The sequence below is a fragment of the Caballeronia sp. SL2Y3 genome (genome assembly GCF_022879575.1).
Lineage (GTDB): Bacteria > Pseudomonadota > Gammaproteobacteria > Burkholderiales > Burkholderiaceae > Caballeronia.
On sequence record NZ_CP084262.1, the window covers coordinates 313262 to 332679 of the forward strand.

Sequence of the window (19418 nt, forward strand, 5' to 3'; positions counted from 1 at the left end):
GTATGGCAAAGGCACTCGTCGGCATCGAAGAATTACCTACGAACGGCTTCCATAAAAGGATTGCCATAGTGGCGGCTGGCGGGCCGTTCTGTGACGGCTACCTGCTAGGGATCATCGTTGTAGCGCTGCCTTTCATAGCCAAGGACCTTGCTCTAAGCGCGGTCCAGATCGGCCTGATCGGCGCGTCGAGCCTCATTGGCATGTTCCTCGGCGGCGTGGTTTTCGGACCCATGACGGACCGCTTCGGCCGCCAGAAGATGTATGTGCTGAATCTTGCTGTATTCGTTATCTGTTCACTCGCGCACCTGTTCGTGCATGACATGACGACGCTGTTCGTGCTTCGCTTCGTTATGGGGGTTGCGCTCGGGGCGGACTATCCCATCGCGACCGCACTCGCAGCTGAGTTCCTGCCACGGAAGCTTCGCGGGCCGGTGCTCGCGAGTCTCGTTCTTTTGCTCTGGGTCGGATACACCTTGAGCCTTGCAACGGGTTTGATCGTCAATGGCAGCGAAAGCGGCGTATGGCGCTACGTTCTTGCGAGCGCTGCTATCCCCTCGGCGGTTTTCTTATTGCTGCGCCTCAACATCCCCGAGTCGCCGCGGTGGCTGATCTCCGCAGGACGCGTAGAGGCGGCCCGTCATATCGTGGCACAGCATCTTGGGCCGCTCGTCGACTTCGATGCGCTCGTTGCTGAAACACGCGTTAGCACTACCCGGCGTGGCCTGGGACTGTCCAAAATCCGCGAACTGATTTCGCGAGGCTACGGACGTATGCTGGTGTTCTGCTCGATCTTCTGGATGTGTCAGATCGCGCCTTCCTTTGCGATCAAAACGTTTCAACCAATGCTGTTGCAGTCGCTCGGGGTAACGCAGCCGCTCGCCGGATCGCTCGTGATCATTTCGTTTGCGATCGTCGGAACTGCAATCGGCATGTTCGTCGTCAACCGCATCGGCCGGCGCACGCTTTGTCTCGCATCGTTCGTTCTTGCAACGCTCGCACTCTTTCTTCTGGCGACGCCGATGTCGAGCATTGGCACGATTGCAATCGGTCTGTTCATTCTCTTCACCGTGGCCGAAGCTGCCGGTTCCGGGCTGCAATTCATCTACCCGAACGAGGTTTTCCCGACTGATCTTCGTGCAACCGGCATGGGACTCGCAATGTCTGCGAGCCGCATAGGCGCCGCGGCTGGAACATTCCTTCTTCCTACAGTGCTCGTGCGCTTTGGAAGCGCTACTGGGCTGCTCATTGCGGGCGGGATCAGCCTGATCGGCCTGCTTGTATCCGTTCGCATGGCTCCCGAGACACGTAACGTCTCGCTTGGCGCGGTGAACACGCCGGGCGGGGAAACGAGCGTCGCCGAACGCTCACTGCAGCGAAGAGAAGCTCGCAGCTGATGCGCAGGGACGCCGTACATCTCTACGCCGTACATCTCCAAGGCACATCAGTCACAGCAACTTAAAGTCACAGCAACTCACAGTTAATCTCTATGAATTCCGCACCTAAAGTCGTAATCGTCGGCGCTGGCATTATCGGCACGACGCTCGCTTATGATTTCGTGAAGCGCGGCGCGCGCGTCACCGTGCTCGACAAGAACGAAGTCGCTAAAGGCGCCACGTCGGGATCATTCGCGTGGATAACGAACCAGACGAAGTTCCGCAACGCGGACTCACTCGGCGAGCGCGATGCGCAGCATTACTTCAATCTGCATCGACTTTCGCATCTGCGCTGGCGTTACCTGCAAAGCGAAATCGACGGTCTGCCGATCCGCTGGTCGGGGTGCATTCAGAGTGCCGAGCCCGGCACTGAGGCAGCACTGGAACTCGCGGCTGAACTGGACCGGCGCCAGCGCTGGGGCAGCCCGACGTACCGCGTCACCGCGGCCGAGGCACGCGAGATAGAGCCGGGGTTCGAACCGGGAGCGGAGACAGACATCCTGTACACGCCCGACGAAGGAATGATGTCCCCGGTGCAACTGACGTCGAAGATGCTCGATGCTGCGGTCGCACGCGGGGCTGAGTACTCCCCACACGATGCGTATCGAGGCTTCTCGAAGACAGGCAGCGGTTATGTGATACAGAGCGAACGCGGCAAGCGCGATGCCGATGTTCTGATCTTCGCGGGCGGCATCGAGAACCCGGCACTCGTCGAAGGTACGCGGCTCAAGGCCCCGCTCGTTCACAGCACAGGGAGCGTCGTTCATCTCGGACCGTTGCCACGCATATTCGATTCGGTGATTCTTGGCGCGCATGTTCACGCGATCCAGCGCATCGACGGTCGCGTGGTCATCGCAAAGCACTTCTCGGGTTCGCCCGTTGGCGATCCAAGCACGCCCGATCCCGAAGAACTCGTACGTGTAGCGGCGCGAGTGCTTCCGGGCTTGAAGAACGCCGTTGTCGAGAAAGTCACCGAAACGCGGCGCGTGATTCCCGCTGACGGACTGCCCGTCGTGAGCCGTGACGAAGCGTTGCCAGGCGTGCTTTCCATCACGACGAATGCAGGCATCAGTCTAGCCGCCGCACTGTCGCAACTCATCACAACCGAATTGCTCGACGGCGCGACGGTCAGCCTATTGGACCCTTATCGCTCGGACCGTTTTGCCGCCTAGGCCATCCTTGTGAGCCCGCCGAAGTCGGCGGGCATCGAGGGCCTTCTGCTGAAGCGCCAGCGTCGGCTATCAGCCGAAGGTGTTCACGCGGCGTAATCCACAGCAAGACGGTCGACATGGCGTTTGATGCTGGCAAGGTGCAAACGCCCGGCCACCGGCCCGAACGACGACCACTGCTTCGACGTCCGGGCGGCCGTCTCTTCGGCAACGCGGCTTAAACGGCCTTGCGTGCATCGCGCCATGTACTCGTTCTGACAGGCGCGCTCGAGATAGTAGAGATCGTCCCAGGCTTCTCCAATGGATGCGCCAACGACGATCACGCCATGATTCCGAAGAAACGCAATGCTGGCGTTTCCCATGATGGAGGCTATGCGATCGCCTTCGCCGGGGTCGAGGGCGAGTCCGTTGTATTCGTCATCGACGGCAATACGACCGAAGAATTTCAAGGATGCCTGGCTTGTCCACGAAAGCGGCGCGCCCTCGATGGAACACAGGGCTGTCGCGTAAGGCATGTGCGTATGGAAGCAGGCCGTTGCCGAGGGATGCAGCATATGAATGCGCGCGTGGATATGGAACGCGGTGCGCTCGGGCTCGCCCTGGCCGTCGAGAACGTTTCCTTCAAAGTCGCAAATGAGCAATCGCGACGCCGTGATCTCCGAGAACGACAGGCCAAGGGGATTCACGAAAAACAGCGACGGATGCCCCGGTACGACAGCAGACAGATGGTTGCAGATGCCTTCGTGCATACCGAGTTCGGCGGCCATGCGAAAGCAGGCGGCCAGGTCGATGCGCGCTTGGACGATTGCGGGCGCGGTGAAATCAAACGGTCGATGCATCGTCGCTCCTTGCGGCAGTGTCAGGACGAGACGGCAGGGGCCGGCTCCCCGTTCTTCTCTCCTCTCAATGCAGTCCGGCGACGTGGGCGATTGCGTCGTCGGCTGCCTGGAGGATCTGCAGAATATCCGCGTCGGTCATAGGCGTCGACAGCGCCATGAGTCCGTAGCTTGCCGAAAGCACGCCGCGGTTCAGCAGGGCGAGGTTGAACTGGCCGAGCATGCCGGCTTCGTCCGGTAACGGAAACGCGCTTCGGTAGTCGATGACGTCGCGCGCGGTGAAGTGCACTTTCAAAAGCGAACCTGCGCCGACTGCCTTGCCCTTTACACCATGTCTTTCGAAAGATGCGTTGAACCCGTTTCGAACGCGCTCGCCGATCTCATCGAGTCGGGCAAACGCTTGTGCATCGAGCAGGCGGAGCGCGGCAATGCCGGCGCGCATCGAGATGGGGTTCGCGGAGAACGTGCCGCCATGCGGAAGCGCCGGCTTTCCGTTCGACGGATCGAAGACATCCATCACATCCCGCCGCCCCCCAACCGCTCCGACCGGGAAGCCGCCGCCGATGACTTTGCCGAAGGCGGTCAAATCCGCCTCGACGTCCCAAAACGGCTGCGCGCCGGCATAGCCCAGCCGGAACGAGATCACTTCGTCGAATATGAGCAACGCGTCGATCTCGCGGGTCGCTTCTCGTAGCGCCTGGATATAGCTCTTCGTCGCAGGCACCAGACCCGCCCGGTTCGGCATTGGATCGACCAGCACTGCGGCCAGTTGTCCCCTGTGGGCGCGAATAAGCTCGCGCGCTGCCTCCGGATTGTTGAACGGCAGCACCACGATGTCGTCTGTCACGCCGCTCGGGGTGCCTTTCGCATAGGCAACGGAGGCCGGCGCGCCGTTGCCCCAGTTGCCCGGATTCGGGTCCAGACTGACCTCCGCATAGTCGTACGACCCGTGATAGGCGCCTTCGACCTTCGCGATCTTGGGGCGGCCAGTGAAGGCGCGGGCGGCCTTCATCGCCATCATCACGGCTTCCGTTCCGGAGTTGGTAAAGCGCACGGTCTGCACTGAGGCAACGCGCTGAACCAGCATCTCCGCGAGTTCCACTTCGGACTCCGTGGGCAGCCCGAAACACGTGCCGAGTTCCAGTTGGCTGCGCACCGCCTCGTTGATAACCGGATGAGCGTACCCGTGAATCTGCGACGTGAAGTTGTTGATGCAATCGATGCGCTCGTCCCCGTCGAGATCCCAGACGCGGCAGCCCTGCCCGCGCGCCGCATAGAGCGGATATGGCTTCATGTACACGGTCGTTCTCGTATTGCCGCCCGGCAACGAGCGCTTGGCTTGCTCATGAAGCAACCTCGACGCCGACAGATCCGATGGGTAAAGCATAACTTACTCCTATTCCGTTTTTCGGAATGAAATTTCGATATGTGTCAATGCTACCACTTGGAACTCGGTCGAAGCAAAGCGTTGTTTGCCGATTGACAGCGGAAAATCCATCGCCCACACTTCATACAGAAATCGAGAATGTATTCCGAAAGTCGGAACGAACAGGGAGCAATGGTGGCAATTCAAAAGCAGGTCGACCCTGCGACGGCCGCGGGCGTGGCGGCCGACCCATACTGGTGGAAGGCCGCGCCACTCGCGGCCGACGAAGGCGCTGACAACACGTTGCCTTCCCGTGCGGACGTCGTCGTGATCGGCTCGGGATTCACCGGTCTCAATGCAGCGTTGACTATTGCCCGAGGCGGCAGGTCCGTCGTTGTCGTCGAAGCTCGGGCATTAGGTCATGGCGCAAGTACACGGAACGCCGGTTTCGTCAGCCGCGCCTTCAAGCACAGCTTCCAAAGCATCGTGAGCAAATACGGGCTGACGTTTGCGAAAAACCTCTACGGAGAGCTGGATGCCGCCGCGCGCTCGGTGGAGACACGCATCCGCGACGAGAACATCGACTGCCTCATGAAGGCCAACGGCCGGTTCATGCCTTCGGCAAGCGAAACTCATCTGACCGAGATGCTTCGCGATCTGGAAATGCAGCGCAAACATCTGGGCTTCGAGTTCACAGCCGTCTCGCGTGCGGGGGTGGCCGACGAACTGGGAACCGACCGCTATGTAGGCGGCGCGGTCATTCACGGATTGGGCGGGCTGCATCCGGGCCTGTATCACGCCGGACTGCTCCGTTCAGCCAGGGCGGCCGGCGTCACGCTGAAAAGCTTCACGGAGGTCACGGCTGTGCACGGCGAGCAAGGACACTTCGATGTTTCGACATCGTCCGGCTCGATCAAGTGTCGCGACGTTGTTATCGGCACGAACGGATACACGCGCGGGCTCCTGCCCTGGCTGGACCGGCGGCTCATTCCGTTCGATGCCTTCATGATCGCCACGCGCCCTCTCTCCGGCGCGGAAATGCGGCTGGCCCTCCCCGGCGGCAAGGTGGCCATCGACTCGAACCATAACGCGCTCTTCATTCGCCCTTCACCGGACGGCACGCGCGTCCTGTTCGGCGGTTTGACGGGTTCTCGGCCAGGTCCGGCGGCTCAGAAGGGCGAGCGACTATCCAGAATTCTCGGCGGTCTCGTGCCCTCTCTGGCCGGGACCGCCATCGATCACAGTTGGACCGGCAAGTGCGCGGCGACCTTCGATCTCTTCCCGCACATGGGCTGCCACCGAGGCATTTACTTCGCTGCGGGCTATTGCTTCGTCGGCATTCCGATGGGCACGTATCTCGGGACGAAGATCGGTCAGGCGGTCCTGGGCCAGCGTGAAGCCGCGAGCATCTTCGCGGACAAGTCTTTCCGCACTCTTCCCTTCTATAACGGACAGCCCTGGTTCGTGCCGCTCGTCACCCGTTACTGGCAGTCACTGGACTCGCGTACACGGTCGGGCGTTCTCGCGTCGTAAAACCCGCAACAACCTGGAGAAGCAGACATGAGCAACACCTTCGACTTCCCGCGGGTCGTCTATGCCAACCCTGGCGTGGACCTGACCGCGCTGCATGACTACCTCGATCAAGAACTGCCCAAGTTCAAGGCGAGCCTCGCAGGCAAGAAGTATCCAAACAGGATCGGAGCGCAAGACAGTTTCGATGGCGAGCCTTTCACTGTCTTCAGCCCTATCGACGGCAAAACCGATCTCGGCACCTTTGTCGCGGCATCGGCGGCTGCCGTGGACCAGGCGGTGCATGCAGCCGGGGCAGCGTTTCCGGCGTGGAGCGGCCTCGGCTGGCAGAAGCGAGTGGAGATCCTTCGGAACTGGGCGAATGTGCTCGAAACCCGAAAATACGAGCTTGCGATGGCCGCGCTATTGGAGGTCGGCAAATCGCGAAGCGAAGCGCTAGGTGAAGCCGACGAGATCCTCGACATGGTTCGATACTACTGCTCGGAGATCGAACGGCACGACGGCTACACGACGCCTCTGAACCGCGCGCTTCCGACCGAAAGCACCATCAGCATTCTTCGCCCGCTCGGCGTGTTCGCCGTCATCTCGCCCTTCAACTATCCGGCGGCGCTTCTCATCGGCATGTCTACCGGCGCGCTTGTCACGGGCAACACGATCGTGATGAAGCCGTCGGAAGGCTGTTCGCTGACCGCGCGAATCGTCATGGAGACGCTCGAGGAAGCCGGGGTTCCGGACGGCGTGGTCAATCTCGTTGCCGGAGGAAACGATACGGGCCGCGAATTGATTGCGCACAGCAAGATTGCAGGCGTTGCCTTTACCGGCTCCTATGAAACGGGCATGCATATTTTCCGCTCGGTGAACGCGGGCAGTTATGCCAAGCCTGTTATCGCCGAGATGGGCGGCAAGAATCCTGCCTATGTGACGAAGAACGCCGACCTCGACAAGGCCGCGCAAGGCGTAGCGCGTTCCGCCTTCGGGCTGCAAGGTCAGAAGTGCAGCGCCTGTTCCGTCGTCTATGTCGACGAAACCGTGGCTGATGACTTCGTCCGGCGTTTGCAGGCGTACACGCAAAAGCTCGTCGTCGGAAATCCCGAACACCGGGAAACGTTCATCGGACCCGTCTACAATCAGGCCGCCGCACAACGAATGACTCGCGCGCTCGAATCGGCGCAGGCGAGCAATAGCGTCGTGTTCGGCGGCAGGCGCGCCGATATCTCGCCAGAGCTGAGCGGCGGACACTATTTCGAGCCGACACTCGTCAAGGTCGAAAAAGGTCATGTTCTCACCAAGCAGGAGCAGTTCGTCCCGCTCCTCGCCCTGCGCACATTCAGTCAACTGGATGAAGCAATCGCCGAAGGCAACGACGTGACGTATGGACTCTCAGCCGGCATCTACACCGAGGACAGAGCCGAGTTGGAACAATTTCTCAACAGTGCAGAAGCCGGCGCGCTATATGCGAACCGGCCGGCTGGTGCAACGACGGGCGCATGGCCAGGCGTTCAGAGTTTTTGCGGCTGGAAGGGTTCGGGTGTGACATCGAAGGGAGGACTCGGGCCGAATTACCTTCCGCAGTTCATGCGCGAACAGTCCCAGACCATTCTCGGTTGATCTGGGGCCGAGTCGTTGCCCATTTGGGCAGCGACTCTTGGAGAAATACGCTATTCGATCGCCGTACCGACCGATCCAATAGCCGATTCGTGAATAGGTGTCCTAAATTGCCTGGACAAGCCGAATCGCATGAAGTATCGACCGAGCTTGTCCGCGACATCTGTCTCAGTTCACGCTGGCCGCCATGGGAACCCACTTGTTGTCCTGAACCTGGTACAGCGTCGATACCGGCCTTTTGAGGTCGCCCGCCGCGTTGAACTCGATCTTGCCCGTTACGCCCTCGACCGAGATCTTGTGAAGTGCCTCGATGACGGCTTTCGAGTCCGTCGTGCCTGCAGCCTGCATGGCCTTGATCGCAGTCCACGTTGCATCGTAGGCAAAAGGCGCGTATGCGAGCACGTCCTGCCCGTATTGCTTCTTGTATTTCGCGATAAACGCGGGGCCTTGCGGCAGTTTCGTCAGCGGCTGGCCGTACTCGTACGCTTGGGCGCCCTCCGCCGCGCTTCCCGCGAGCTTGAGGAACACGTCGTCGACGATCCCGCCACCGCCGAGAAACTGAGCCGGCATGTTCAACTGCTTCATCTTCTTGACCAGGTTGGCCGAAAGCTGGTCGAGGGCGCCGAAGTAGACCAGGTCGGCCCGCTGTGACTTGAACACGGTAAGCTGCGAACTGAAGTCCACTGCCTTGTCATTAGTGAATTCGCGCGCGACGACCGTACCGCCTTCAGCTTTTACCGCTTTCTCGAACTCGTCGGCCTCGCCCTGGCCGAACGCGGTGCGATCGTCGAGAATCGCAATGCGCTTCGCTTTCAGTCCCTTCACCGCGTACTGCCCCGCCAGGGCGGCGTTCTGGGCGTCCTGCGGAAGCGTCCGGAAAACGTTCGTCAGTCCGCGTGACGTGATGCCGGGCGCGCTGGCTGCCGGCGTAATCATCGCGACGTTTGCGCGCGCGTAAATGGTCGATGCAGGAATGCAGATACCCGAGTTGAAGTGGCCGATGACCACGGTCACACCGTCGTCGACCAACTTCTGCGCGGCCTGCACGCCAATACGCGGATCCCCCTGGTCGTCCTGGCTGTCGAGCACGAAATGAACTGTCTGTGCACCGACCCGGATGTTCTGCGCATTCGCCTCGTCCAGAGCAATGCGGACGCCGTTCTCGATGTCCTTTCCATAGGCAGCAGAGCCCCCGGACAGCGGCGCTCCGAGTCCTATCTTTACTTCGATATCGGCCGCCCATGCCGCTTGCACAGCGAACGCAAGCGCCGTCGGGATCAGGACGCGAGACAACACGGATTTCATTGAGTTCTCCAACTGAGTTCCGAAAAGCGGGATTGCGTTCCGGTCTATTAGCATCCTATTCGAAAAAAAAGTGGGTGCATATATAGGGGAAGCGTTGATCGCCCGCTTTGGAACGTTGTCGCCGCTCAAGGCGTTGGGCATAATGGAATCGTTCCGAAAAACGGTATGAAAATGGACATCGACTCAGCCGCACGGGCTTCGAAAAGCGAAGACAAGCCACTTGATCGTTACTTCCGGATTCTGGAGGTGGTATGCGCGTTCCCTTCCGGGATTGGCCTCGCGCAGGTTTCGGAGATCGTCGGGTTGCCCAAAACAACGGTTCACAGACTATTGCGCGGCTTGTTGGAAAGCGAAGTGCTGGAGACAAGCCCAGCGTCGCCGCTGCTCTACATCCCGGGGTCACGCGTGCGCCGCCTGTTGTATTCGAGCGCGGGAGCAGATTGGGTCGAGAAACTGACGCGCGTCGTTCTCGGCGAAGTCGCCGAGCAGACGGGTCAGACGTGTTTCGTTGCGAAGTTCGAAGACCTAAAGATCCGCTCGGTGGCGATGGTCACGCCCAACGATCCGGCAAGCGGGTATGTCGTGCCCGGCCGCCAGTTGGCAATGCATGCCGCTGCTTCCGCCAAGGCCATCCTTGCCTTCCAGGAGCCCGCATTGGTGCGGCGCCTCCTGCCCTACCCGCTGCCTCGGCTGACCGACAAGACCATTACCGATACCGATGCCCTTCTGGCCGACTTCTCCCGCATACGTGACGGAGCCTTCGCGGTCTGCAACGGCGAAGATTACGAAGGCTTCGGCGGCCTGGCTTTGCCAATCCATTTGCCCGATGTCGGCGTCATTTTCAGCGTGGCGCTCACTGGCGGCATCTCGTCCCTGCTCGGCGAAAGACGCGAGGAGCATCAGCGCACGTTGGCACTGGCGGCAAAACGGCTTACCGTCGCGATGTCCACAGGCGCCGAAAAAGCCTGACGATGGCTGAGTGCGATCTCAGCTAAGCGAAGACCATCCCGGACCTGCTGCGCGGCCGCTTCCCTATTGCACTCGTCGGCGCGTCGAAATGGCCGATGCGGTCGAGATGACGAGGTCGGCAACGCGACGTTCATCGCGATCCGTGTTCCAGCGTGAGCGCGCCACAGCGATATTCACCGCGCCGATACCGCGCCCGTGCGCGTTGGTGATCGCGGCAGCGGTCGAGACATCGCTCACGAAGTATTCGTCTTCCGTATGCGCGTAGCCCTGCTTGCGGATCTGTTCTATCCGCTTCTTGATCTTCTGCGGTTCATGCACCGTCGATGCCGTGTATTGCACGAGATTCGAGCGCGACAGGATATCGTCGATATCGCCGTCGTCGAGTGTCGCAAGAATGGCGAGGCCCGGCGCCGTGCAATACGCCGGCAAGCGCGAGCCCGTAATCACGTGGGCGTTGAAAACGTTGCGGCTCACGATGCGCAGCACGAAGACGATGTCCGTATCGTCCAGCACGGTGAGATTGGTCGCCTCTTCGGTTTCGGAGCCGAGTTGCTGGAGGTACGGCGTGGCACGACTGACGAGGTCGTTCGACGTGAGATAGTGGTACGTGAAGTCCAGAAGGCGCGGCGACAATTCGTACTTGCGGCTGTCCGGATCTTTGAAGAGATAGCCGAGTGCACTCAGCGTATAAGTGAACCGCTGCGTGGCGCTCATATCGAAGCCTGTCAGCGACGCGATTTCCGAGAGCGACAATTGCCGCTTCGTGCCGTCGAAAGCCGTCAGCACTTTCATCGCTTTTTCCACGGACTGCACGTAGAGCGAAGACGCGCTCGGGTCCGCCGAATCACCGCCCGCCTTCTTTGCGGGCACCCGGCGCCTGCGCGTGGCTGTGGATTTGGATTCGTCGCTCATCGCTTTCATGTTGTTGCTGGACGCCAAATTATCACATAGCGCCAGAACGTCATCTATATGAGATACGCCCGCGCTCACGCTCGCGCGGCCGCGAGCCGATCCCATGCGTCGTCCACATTACGCGGCAGAAGATGCTTGCGGATGCGTTCGCTCGCCGTCAGTTCGAAGCCCGGCACCGCGCGGTAATAGCGCGGCAACTGGAAACTGGCGAGCCGTTCGCGCGCCCACGCGTGCAGCGTTTCCCATTCGACGGGCGCATCCTTGAACTGCACGTTGAGCAAAATGTCCTGCTCGCCGATGGCCGATGCCACACCGATCGCGGCGCTTGCGCGCACTGCCGGATGCGTGGCGAAGACCCGTTCGATTTCCCACGCCGATACGTTCTCGCCGCGCACCCGCATGCTGTCCGTCTGCCGCCCGATGAAGAAAAGATCGCCATCGGCATCGCGGCGCGCGCGGTCTCCCGTGTGCAGCTTGCCGTTGCGCAGGGCGGCGCGAGTCGCATCGGGATTCTTCAGATAGGCCGGCAGAAACGTCGCTTGCACCTTGCTCGACAGCACGATCTCGCCGGCTTCGCCCGGCTTCGCAGGAAGGCCGTTATCGTCGAGCAGTTCGACCTCGATCCACGGCAGCGCGCGGCCGATGGAACCCGGCTTGCCCGTCACGTTCAGCGTCGCGAAGCTCGCGCATTCGGTCATGCCGTAGCACTCGCGCAGACGCACGCCGAGGCGCGATTGAACCGCTTCCCACGCCGATGCGCTCACCCCCGCGCCCCACGCGACGCGCAACGTATGCGCGGCCGGCTGCGCGGATTCGGGCAGCCGCATGAGAATGTCGAGCACGCCACCGAGGTAATGCAACTGCGTTGCGCCCGCGCGCTCGACCTGCGACCAGAAGCGCGATGCGGAAAAGCGCGGCACCGCGTGCAGCGTGACGGCTTCGAGAAACGGCAGCAGCAGCATCTGTGCGCCGCCGATATGGCACAGCGGCTCCCATAGAAACAGCCGGTCGCCTGCGCGCACATCTGCGACGCGCAACGCGGCCTCGCTTGCAATGCGCATCATGCGATGCGTGAAGATCACGCCTTTCGGCGCGCCGGTCGTGCCCGACGTATAGATGATGCACAGCGGATCGTCCCCGGCGATGGCGGGCGTCGCGAAGGCGTCGTTGGTATCGCCCGGATCGAACGCCGGCAAGCGCGTGCGGCGCGCGCGACCGCAGTCGATGACGGCGGTCGCTGCATCGAATTCGTCGTCGACGACGAAGAGCTTCGGCTCCGCATGCTGCACCAGATATTCGAGGGCGGCCGCGCGCAGCCTCGTGTTCACCGGCACCCAGACCAGGCCGCTCAGCACGAGCGCGTAGATCAGGTGAATATGCTCGGCGCTATTGCCGAGCATCACCGCGACGCGATCGCCCGCGACGAGACCCGCGTCGGCGAACCAGCGCTGCAATTGCGCGATGTGCCGCGACGCTTCCGCGCACGTAATGACGCGTTCATCGAAGTGGACGACGGTGCGCCCGGGTGCGGCGCGCAAGCCCGCGGCAAGCAGCGGCGCGCAGTCGAGATCGTCGTCTGCGTGGCGATGCGCGAAGTATTCGGGGTATCGGTGCATGTCTGAAGCAGATAGGAAGCCAATCAGCGCGCGCGGCGCTTGAGCCAGGAGGACACCGCGACCACCAGCGCGATCAGCACGATGAGCGTGGTCGAGACCGCCGCCAGCGTCGGTGTGACCGCGAGCTGAATGTCGTCCCACATTTGCTTGGGCAGCGTCGAGTTGATGCCGCCGCTCACGAAGATGGCGATGGTGAGATCGTCGAAGGAGACGAGGAACGCGAACAGGAATGCGGCTGTCACGCTCGCCATCAGAAGCGGCAGCACGACCGACGTGATGCGCCGCAACGGCGATGCGCCCATCACGCGCGCGGCGTCGTCGAGCCGCCAGTCGAAACGCTGGAAGCCCGCCGCGAGCGTGACCACGACATACGGAATGGCGAGCACCGTATGACCGATCACGAGGCCGAGGTTGGTTCCCGTGAGCCCGAAACGGCCGAACAGATACAGAAGCCCGACCGCCACGACGATGCGCGGCACGATCAACGGCGCGACCAGCAGCGCGAATACCGGCTTGCTCGCGCGGCGCGGCATGCGCGTCATGGCGAGCGTCGCGCCAAAGCCGAGCAGAAGCGACAACAACGCGGTGCCGAGTCCGACTTCGAACGAACGCACGATGGCGCTGTGCCATACGGGCGATTCGAGAAAGGTGCCGAACCATCGCGTGCTCACGAGCTTCGGCGGAAACGCGATGTAGTCGCTCTTCGTGAACGCATACGGAATGACCGACAGCACCGGCACGACCAGCATCGCCATGATGACGCACGTGTACAGTCCGAGCGGGCTCGCCGCGCGTGCGGTCGTATCCGCGTGGACCTTGCGGCGCATGAGGAAAGGCGCGAAGAAGCGCCCTGCCGCGATGAGCACCCGCAGCCTCAAGCCTGCCGCACGGGAGCCGCGCGAGCGCTCGGTGACTTCGCCTGTCAGCGAGGTGAGTCCGACCATACGGTCATAGACGAAGAAGATGACGATGGAACAGACCAGCAACACGGTCGAAAGCGCGCCGGCGAACTTCATGTCGAAGAGCTCGAGCACGGACGAAATCACGAGCTGCGCGATCATCGTTTCTTTCGGCGAGCCGAGCAGCGCCGGCACGATGAAGAAGCCGAGGCTCGAAATGAACACGAGCAAGCCCGCCGCCGCGACGCCCGGCGACGACAGCGGCAGAAACACGGTGAAGAAGCTCGTGCTGCGATCGGCGCCGAGGGTTTCGGCGGCCTGCGCGAGGCGCTCGTCGATGCCGCGCATGACCGGAAGCATGGTCATCACGGCGAGCGGCAGCATCGAATGCACCATGCCGATGAGCACGCCCGTCAGCGACGGAATGGTGCCGCTCGTCTCGCGGACGAGGCCGAGCGACAGCGCGATGGTCGAGAGTACGCCGGTCTTCGACAGCAGCAGCATCCACGCGTAGGTCTTGACGAGATAGCTGGTCCAGAACGGCAGCATGATCCACAGCAGCCAGCGTTCGCGCACGCGCTCGGACAGACGGCTCAACAGGTAAGCGACCGGATACCCGAGCAGGATGGACAGCGCGGCCGTCAAGAACGAGATGCCGAAGGTGATCCCCAGCACCTTCGCGTAGACCGGCGTGCGCGCGATGCGCTCGAACTGCGCGAAGCCGATCTGCCCTTCCGCGCTGACGAGGCCGCCTTGCAGAATCTCGCCCACCGGCACGATGAAAAACACGAGCAGAAAAACGAGCGTCGGCAGAATCGGCAGGATGCGCAGCGAGCGCGCGATCCACACCGAACGCCCGCGCCGCGATGCCTCGTTCTCGCGTTGCGCATGCAGTGCAAGGGTCATGACATGTCCTCAGGCGGAGAGCAGCGTCGTGCGATACGGGTCCCACACGAGGCCCACCCGATCGCCGATGCGCGGGCTCACGCTACGTTCGCAGCGCACGGTGAGCGCGCTGCCGTCGTTCATCGCGAGTTGCACGCGCGTGTCGCTGCCGAAGAACACGACGTCGGCGATCGTGCCGTCGACGAAGCCGCTTTGCGGTTCGACGAGACGCGGCGCTTCAGGACGCACCAGCAAGGTATGACGCGCGGCAGGTCTGATCGACGCCCCGAGCGGCAACGGAATGCGCCCGCCCGCCGCGAGCAGGATCGGCTCGCCGCCGCTCCCGCGCGCGTCGTCGAGCGCGCCTTCGAGCAGATTCGAGTGTCCGATGAAACCCGCCGCGAAACGCGTGGCGGGACGGTCGTAGAGATCGGCGGGCGTGCCCACCTGTTCGACGCGCGCCTGATTCATGAGGCAGATGCGGTCGGAGAGCGTCAGGGCTTCGTCCTGATCGTGCGTGACGTAGACGAAGGTCGCGCCGAGCTCCCTGTGCAGGCGGCGTATCTCGGCCTGCATGTGCTCGCGCAGTTTCTTGTCGAGCGCGCCGAGTGGTTCGTCGAGCAGGATCACCGATGGCCGATACGCGAAGCACCGTGCCAACGCGATACGTTGCTGCTGTCCGCCTGACAGCTCCTTTGGAAAACGCTTCGCGTATTCGGTCATGCGCACCATGGCGAGCGATTCGTCGACGGCCGTGCGCACTTCGTGGCGTGATTTGCGGCGCATGCGCAAGCCATAGGCGACGTTGTCCCACACGCTCATGTGCGGAAAGAGCGCATAACTCTGGAACACCATGCCGATGCCGCGCTTGCCCGGCTCCGTGTGCGTCACGTCGCGCCCGTCTATCTCGATGCGTCCCGCACTCGGCGCGACGAGACCCGAGATCATCTGCAACAACGTGGTCTTGCCCGAACCCGAGGGACCGAGCAGCGTCAGGAACTCGCCCGCCTGCACGGCGAGGTCCGTCGGTTCCAGCGCCGTCGTGTCGCCGTAGCGCTTGGCGATGCCGATCGCCTCGAGTTTCGAGCTCATCGTCCGCTCCTCAGGAAATGATCCACGAATTGAATCGTTCGGTGACTTTCTGCCGGTTCGCTTCCCACCATTGCGGACTCGGCAGCTTCATGTCCCTGATGTTGTCCGGCGCGGTCGGCAGGAGCGTCGCGCGGTCGCGGCCGATGGTGTCGAACGCGCGCTTGTTGGTCGGCCCGTAGGCCAGCGTGCGCGTGAGCAGCGCCTGGCGCTTCGCGTCGGCGCAAAAGCGCACGAACTGCTTCGCCGCATCGGCGCGCGGCGTGCCCTTCGGAATGCCCCAGCCTTCGATCGAATAGAGACCCTGGTTCCACACGATCGCGACCGGCGCGCCCGCATCCTTCGCGGCTTGCGCGCGGCCGTTCCAGGTCGAGATCATGTCGACGTCGCCGCTCTGGATTGCCTGCATCGCCTGCGCGCCGGAGGTCCACCAGATGTCGATGTGCGGCTTGATCTTGTCGAGGCTCCTGAAGGCGCGGTCCACGTCCAGCGGATAGAGCTTGTCGAGGGGCACGCCATCGGCGAGCAGCGCCTGTTCGAGCGTGTCGAGCGGACTGCGGCGCAGGCAGCGGCGGCCCGGAAATTTCTTGACGTCCCAGAAGTCCGCCCATGACTTCGGCCCGTTGTCCTTGAACTTGTCGGCGCGATACGCGAGCACCGTCGAATAGACGTCCACGCCGAGCCAGTTCGGCGTGATGGCCTCCGGCATGATGTCCGGAAAGTCGCCCGGCTTGAGGCCGATGGGTTCCAGCAGGCCCTTGGACTCCAGATACGGAATGTCGGCGGACAGCGTGAGCGTGGTCACGTCCCACACGTAGTTCTTCGTCTGCACCATCGCGGCGAACTGCGCGACCGGCTGCGATTCGCGCGCGACGCTCACGACCTTGATGCCGGTGGCTTTCTCGAACGGATCGTAGAACGCTTCGCGATAAGCCGTCGTGTACGGTCCGCCCGGGTCCGACACCACGATCTGCTTGCTCTCTGCACGCGCGGCGAGCGGCATTGCGCCGGCGACGGCGAGGGCGCCCGCGCCGTGCAGAATGCGGCGGCGCGTCGGGTTGAAGTCTTGCGTCATGTTCAGGTCTCCCGCACTGGGATTAAGAGGAACGGCCCGCTTCAGCCCGATTTACTTCGCGCGCTTCTTGAAGAATTCTTCCATCATGCGTGCCGGCTCCCCGGAGTCGTACGCTTCGCGCTGGATGCGCATGCCCGCTTCGATGCAGTCGATGAAGCCCGGCTCCGTCATTTCGCGGAAACGCTGCTTGTCCAGACGCATGGCGACGGGCGGCTTGGCGGCGAGCTCGGTGGCGATCTCCAGTGCCTTTTCGAACACCTTCTCCTCCGGCACGAGGTGATGAATCAGGCCGATGCGATGGCATTCCTCCGCGTCCATCAGCCGTCCCGTGAGCGTGAGTTCGATGGTGCGCGACATGCCGAGCATCGAGTTCATGATCCACGGACCCGTGGTGCTGGCGATGCCCGCGTTGATTTCCGGCTGGCCCATGCGCACGCCCGGATGACCGACGCGGATGTCCCCGAGCAGCGCCACTTGGAACGCCGAGCCTGCGGCCGTGCCGTTGAGCGCCATGACGAGCGGCTTCTTGAGGCCACGCAGTGCGGCGTAATAGCGCTGCCATTCCTTGACCCATGCCACGGCGCGCTCGCCGTCGAAGTCGTGCGCTTCGGACAGGTCCTGTCCCGCCGAGAATGCGCGGTTGCCCGCGCCGGTCATGATGATCGCGGCCACTTCATCGTCGCCGTTGTAGCGGTCGAGCGCGTCGATGATCTTGTTTCGCATCGGCGTCGTCCACGCATTCAGGCGCTCCGGACGATTCAGCGTGATGACCGCGACGCGGCCGTGACTCGAGAACAGAACGTCGTCGTCCATAGTTATCGCTATGCAATAGTTGATGGTAGATTTCAATATATCCGTATCAAAAATACGGTGCAAGCGGGTTTACGCGGTTGGCGGCGAGCCGGATTTCTCGGTCGCTGCCTTGGGAAGAGAGAGTTGATGCGTCAGCTGACATGCACGCGTAGCGTGCTCCGGACTGCGCCGCCTATGGCGTGACGAGCGGCCGCACGCTGACGGCCTTTCGGGAAGTGTTTGAAGTGCTTGATGGCACCGTGACTGAATCCGACGCACGCGGCGACGGTCCGTAGTCGGATCAAAACCCATTGCTGCTCTGAACGGCCGGCAGTCGACTGGCGCCGGAAGCTCCATTGCGGAGAAACTCGCGCTGGAGCCATCTGTCGTATCGCCGTGTAGCAAGTGTTGCCTATCCCACGAACGCCTTGGAAATGTATGGCGGCAGTGTGCGCCGCTTCATATAACCATTTCAGAGATAAATCGCGGACGCTGTGGTCATTGGCAGGTCGGTCACGCTAGAGCGGGGTGCGTCGCTTGACGAGAGTTGCCGGCTCCCTCGGCGGGTCACTAGCGTACATTGGCGCCTGGTACCTAGCGGCGAGCAGCGTTCGAGACAGATAGAAGATGGCTGTCGACGCCACGATCCAAATCGCCGACGACCGACGAGCCGATCTGTCGATGGTCAGTGATTGCGAGGCGAGCGAAAAATGACTGCGATCTTCAAGGATGAGCTTCACGATCAACTCGGAACGTGGCCGCTTGGGTACATTCCATACGGCGGTGCGGACTATGGAGAGATCGAGGCTATCGCACGTGCGGTTGGTGACGGAGGCGATAGCGACTTCCATGATGCGTGGACCGCAGCTGCAGACCGCATGATGGAGGATGGACACCGTGCCGAAGCAGAGGGACATCGGGCAAGCGCGCGGGAGACCTTCCTGAGGGCCGCGTGCTTTTACGGCAAGTCGTTCCATCCATTGTTCGGTCGGCCGGTCGATCCGCGTGTAATTGCAGGTTCGCGAAAGCAGATCGCGGCGTTCGAGCGTGGACTGGCGCTGAGCGAGGTGCCAATTACCCCGCGCCATATCCAGTTCGAAGGGAACTCGCTGCTTGCCTACGTCATACCAGCACAAGGCCGCGCCCACGGAGTCCGGCCACTGCTGATCTTCAACAATGGCTACGATGCCACGATCACCGACCTGTTCTTTGCTTCCGCAGTCGCCGCGTCAAGAAGAGGCTATCACTCGTTGATCTTCGACGGTCCGGGCCAGGGCACGACTTTGGTCGAACATGACGTCAAGCTCAGGCCGGACTGGGAAACGGTGATTGAAGCGGTAGTGGATTTTGCAGAAGCGTTGCCGAACGTCGATCCGCGAAAGATCGCGCTGTGCGGATGGAGTTTGGGTGGCTATCTGGCGCCACGTGCGGCGTCTGTCGAGCGTCGTCTTGCGGCCTGTGTTGCAGACCCCGCGCTGCCCTCCGTGGCGGATGGCTTCCGCGCTTACGTCATGCGGCTCGGCGCGAGCCGTGATGAGGCGGCAAACCTGGGTGAGATGTCTGCGGCGCTGATGGAACGACTGACGCAGATCGTGGCGAACGACCGGAAGCTGTCTTGGAGTGTCGTGAAACGCGGCTACTGGGTGAATGGCGCTGCAACGCTGCGAGAATACCTGGCGTCAGTCGAGAATTACACGATGGATGGGCGCATCGAAGACATCCGCTGTCCGACCCTGTTCACACTGGCCGAGAACGATACGCTCGCCGCCGGAACCCAGCGTTTCTTCGATGCATTGCGGTGTCCAAAGACGCTGGTTCGCTTCAGCAGCGATCAGGGTGCGGGCGAGCATTGCGAGATGCGCAATCGCTCGCTGGTGAACCGGCGTGTGCTGGATTGGTTGGATGGGGTGCTCGATTAGGTAACAAGGCATGCGCGT

15 protein-coding genes are annotated in these 19418 nt (G+C 62.1%); 6 read left to right on the top strand and 9 right to left on the bottom strand.

Going from position 1 to position 19418, the window contains the following annotated elements; genetic code table 11:
- The first annotated feature begins 2 nt into the window (after positions 1-2).
- Positions 3-1394, top strand: a complete 1392-nt coding sequence (locus LDZ26_RS20400) for an MFS transporter (protein WP_244851048.1) — start codon at positions 3-5, stop codon at positions 1392-1394.
- A gap of 92 nt (positions 1395-1486) precedes the next feature.
- Positions 1487-2605, top strand: a complete 1119-nt coding sequence (locus LDZ26_RS20405) for an FAD-binding oxidoreductase (protein ID WP_244851049.1) — start codon at positions 1487-1489, stop codon at positions 2603-2605.
- An 83-nt stretch (positions 2606-2688) separates the two neighbouring features.
- On the opposite strand, the gene LDZ26_RS20410 is transcribed toward LDZ26_RS20405, so the two are convergent.
- On the bottom strand, positions 2689-3441 hold the full coding sequence (locus LDZ26_RS20410) for an aldolase (RefSeq protein ID WP_244851050.1): 753 nt from the start codon (positions 3439-3441) through the stop codon (positions 2689-2691).
- 64 nt (positions 3442-3505) lie between these two features.
- Positions 3506-4825 (bottom strand): aspartate aminotransferase family protein, encoded by a 1320-nt coding sequence (locus tag LDZ26_RS20415; protein ID WP_244851051.1) that lies wholly within the window; start codon positions 4823-4825, stop codon positions 3506-3508.
- 171 nt (positions 4826-4996) lie between these two features.
- On the opposite strand from LDZ26_RS20415, the gene LDZ26_RS20420 reads away from it, so the two are divergent.
- Positions 4997-6337, top strand: a complete 1341-nt coding sequence (locus LDZ26_RS20420) for an FAD-binding oxidoreductase (RefSeq protein ID WP_244851052.1) — start codon at positions 4997-4999, stop codon at positions 6335-6337.
- Positions 6338-6364: 27 nt separating this feature from the next.
- Positions 6365-7942: an aldehyde dehydrogenase family protein gene (locus tag LDZ26_RS20425; RefSeq protein ID WP_244851053.1), complete on the top strand. Its 1578-nt coding sequence runs from the start codon at positions 6365-6367 to the stop codon at positions 7940-7942.
- A 165-nt stretch (positions 7943-8107) separates the two neighbouring features.
- On the opposite strand, the gene LDZ26_RS20430 is transcribed toward LDZ26_RS20425, so the two are convergent.
- Positions 8108-9244: a branched-chain amino acid ABC transporter substrate-binding protein gene (locus LDZ26_RS20430; RefSeq protein WP_244851054.1), complete on the bottom strand. Its 1137-nt coding sequence runs from the start codon at positions 9242-9244 to the stop codon at positions 8108-8110.
- A gap of 165 nt (positions 9245-9409) precedes the next feature.
- On the opposite strand from LDZ26_RS20430, the gene LDZ26_RS20435 reads away from it, so the two are divergent.
- Positions 9410-10213, top strand: a complete 804-nt coding sequence (locus LDZ26_RS20435) for an IclR family transcriptional regulator (RefSeq protein ID WP_244851055.1) — start codon at positions 9410-9412, stop codon at positions 10211-10213.
- 63 nt (positions 10214-10276) lie between these two features.
- Here LDZ26_RS20435 and LDZ26_RS20440 read toward each other — a convergent pair whose 3' ends face one another.
- From LDZ26_RS20440 to LDZ26_RS20465, 6 genes are all read right to left on the bottom strand, one after another.
- Positions 10277-11125 (bottom strand): IclR family transcriptional regulator, encoded by an 849-nt coding sequence (locus LDZ26_RS20440; RefSeq protein WP_244851056.1) that lies wholly within the window; start codon positions 11123-11125, stop codon positions 10277-10279.
- A gap of 74 nt (positions 11126-11199) precedes the next feature.
- Positions 11200-12741, bottom strand: coding sequence for an AMP-binding protein (locus tag LDZ26_RS20445; RefSeq protein ID WP_244851057.1), 1542 nt, complete (start codon positions 12739-12741; stop codon positions 11200-11202).
- A 23-nt stretch (positions 12742-12764) separates the two neighbouring features.
- A complete protein-coding gene (locus LDZ26_RS20450) occupies positions 12765-14546 on the bottom strand; it encodes an ABC transporter permease subunit (RefSeq protein WP_244851058.1) in 1782 nt (593 codons plus the stop codon).
- Positions 14547-14555: 9 nt separating this feature from the next.
- Entirely contained in the window at positions 14556-15617 is a 1062-nt protein-coding gene (locus tag LDZ26_RS20455) for an ABC transporter ATP-binding protein (RefSeq protein WP_244851059.1), read from the bottom strand.
- A 10-nt stretch (positions 15618-15627) separates the two neighbouring features.
- Positions 15628-16689 carry an ABC transporter substrate-binding protein gene (locus tag LDZ26_RS20460; protein WP_244851060.1) on the bottom strand — a complete coding sequence of 354 codons (1062 nt, stop codon included), beginning with the start codon at positions 16687-16689 and terminating at the stop codon, positions 15628-15630.
- A gap of 51 nt (positions 16690-16740) precedes the next feature.
- Positions 16741-17502, bottom strand: a complete 762-nt coding sequence (locus tag LDZ26_RS20465; protein ID WP_244851061.1) for an enoyl-CoA hydratase/isomerase family protein — start codon at positions 17500-17502, stop codon at positions 16741-16743.
- 689 nt (positions 17503-18191) lie between these two features.
- Here LDZ26_RS20465 and LDZ26_RS20470 point away from each other — a divergent pair.
- Complete coding sequence (locus LDZ26_RS20470) at positions 18192-19400, top strand: S9 family peptidase (RefSeq protein WP_244851062.1); 1209 nt, start codon at positions 18192-18194, stop codon at positions 19398-19400.
- Positions 19401-19418: the final 18 nt, after the last annotated feature.

What these genes read in the sequence shown, in the direction of transcription:
- LDZ26_RS20400 (WP_244851048.1), top strand. Translation starts at nt 3, where the DNA reads ATGGCAAAGGCACTCGTCGGCATCGAAGAATTACCTACGAACGGCTTC.
- LDZ26_RS20405 (WP_244851049.1), top strand. Translation starts at nt 1,487, where the DNA reads ATGAATTCCGCACCTAAAGTCGTAATCGTCGGCGCTGGCATTATCGGC.
- LDZ26_RS20410 (WP_244851050.1), bottom strand. Translation starts at nt 3,441, where the DNA reads ATGCATCGACCGTTTGATTTCACCGCGCCCGCAATCGTCCAAGCGCGC.
- LDZ26_RS20415 (WP_244851051.1), bottom strand. Translation starts at nt 4,825, where the DNA reads ATGCTTTACCCATCGGATCTGTCGGCGTCGAGGTTGCTTCATGAGCAA.
- LDZ26_RS20420 (WP_244851052.1), top strand. Translation starts at nt 4,997, where the DNA reads ATGGTGGCAATTCAAAAGCAGGTCGACCCTGCGACGGCCGCGGGCGTG.
- LDZ26_RS20425 (WP_244851053.1), top strand. Translation starts at nt 6,365, where the DNA reads ATGAGCAACACCTTCGACTTCCCGCGGGTCGTCTATGCCAACCCTGGC.
- LDZ26_RS20430 (WP_244851054.1), bottom strand. Translation starts at nt 9,244, where the DNA reads ATGAAATCCGTGTTGTCTCGCGTCCTGATCCCGACGGCGCTTGCGTTC.
- LDZ26_RS20435 (WP_244851055.1), top strand. Translation starts at nt 9,410, where the DNA reads ATGAAAATGGACATCGACTCAGCCGCACGGGCTTCGAAAAGCGAAGAC.
- LDZ26_RS20440 (WP_244851056.1), bottom strand. Translation starts at nt 11,125, where the DNA reads ATGAGCGACGAATCCAAATCCACAGCCACGCGCAGGCGCCGGGTGCCC.
- LDZ26_RS20445 (WP_244851057.1), bottom strand. Translation starts at nt 12,741, where the DNA reads ATGCACCGATACCCCGAATACTTCGCGCATCGCCACGCAGACGACGAT.
- LDZ26_RS20450 (WP_244851058.1), bottom strand. Translation starts at nt 14,546, where the DNA reads ATGACCCTTGCACTGCATGCGCAACGCGAGAACGAGGCATCGCGGCGC.
- LDZ26_RS20455 (WP_244851059.1), bottom strand. Translation starts at nt 15,617, where the DNA reads ATGAGCTCGAAACTCGAGGCGATCGGCATCGCCAAGCGCTACGGCGAC.
- LDZ26_RS20460 (WP_244851060.1), bottom strand. Translation starts at nt 16,689, where the DNA reads ATGACGCAAGACTTCAACCCGACGCGCCGCCGCATTCTGCACGGCGCG.
- LDZ26_RS20465 (WP_244851061.1), bottom strand. Translation starts at nt 17,502, where the DNA reads ATGGACGACGACGTTCTGTTCTCGAGTCACGGCCGCGTCGCGGTCATC.
- LDZ26_RS20470 (WP_244851062.1), top strand. Translation starts at nt 18,192, where the DNA reads ATGACTGCGATCTTCAAGGATGAGCTTCACGATCAACTCGGAACGTGG.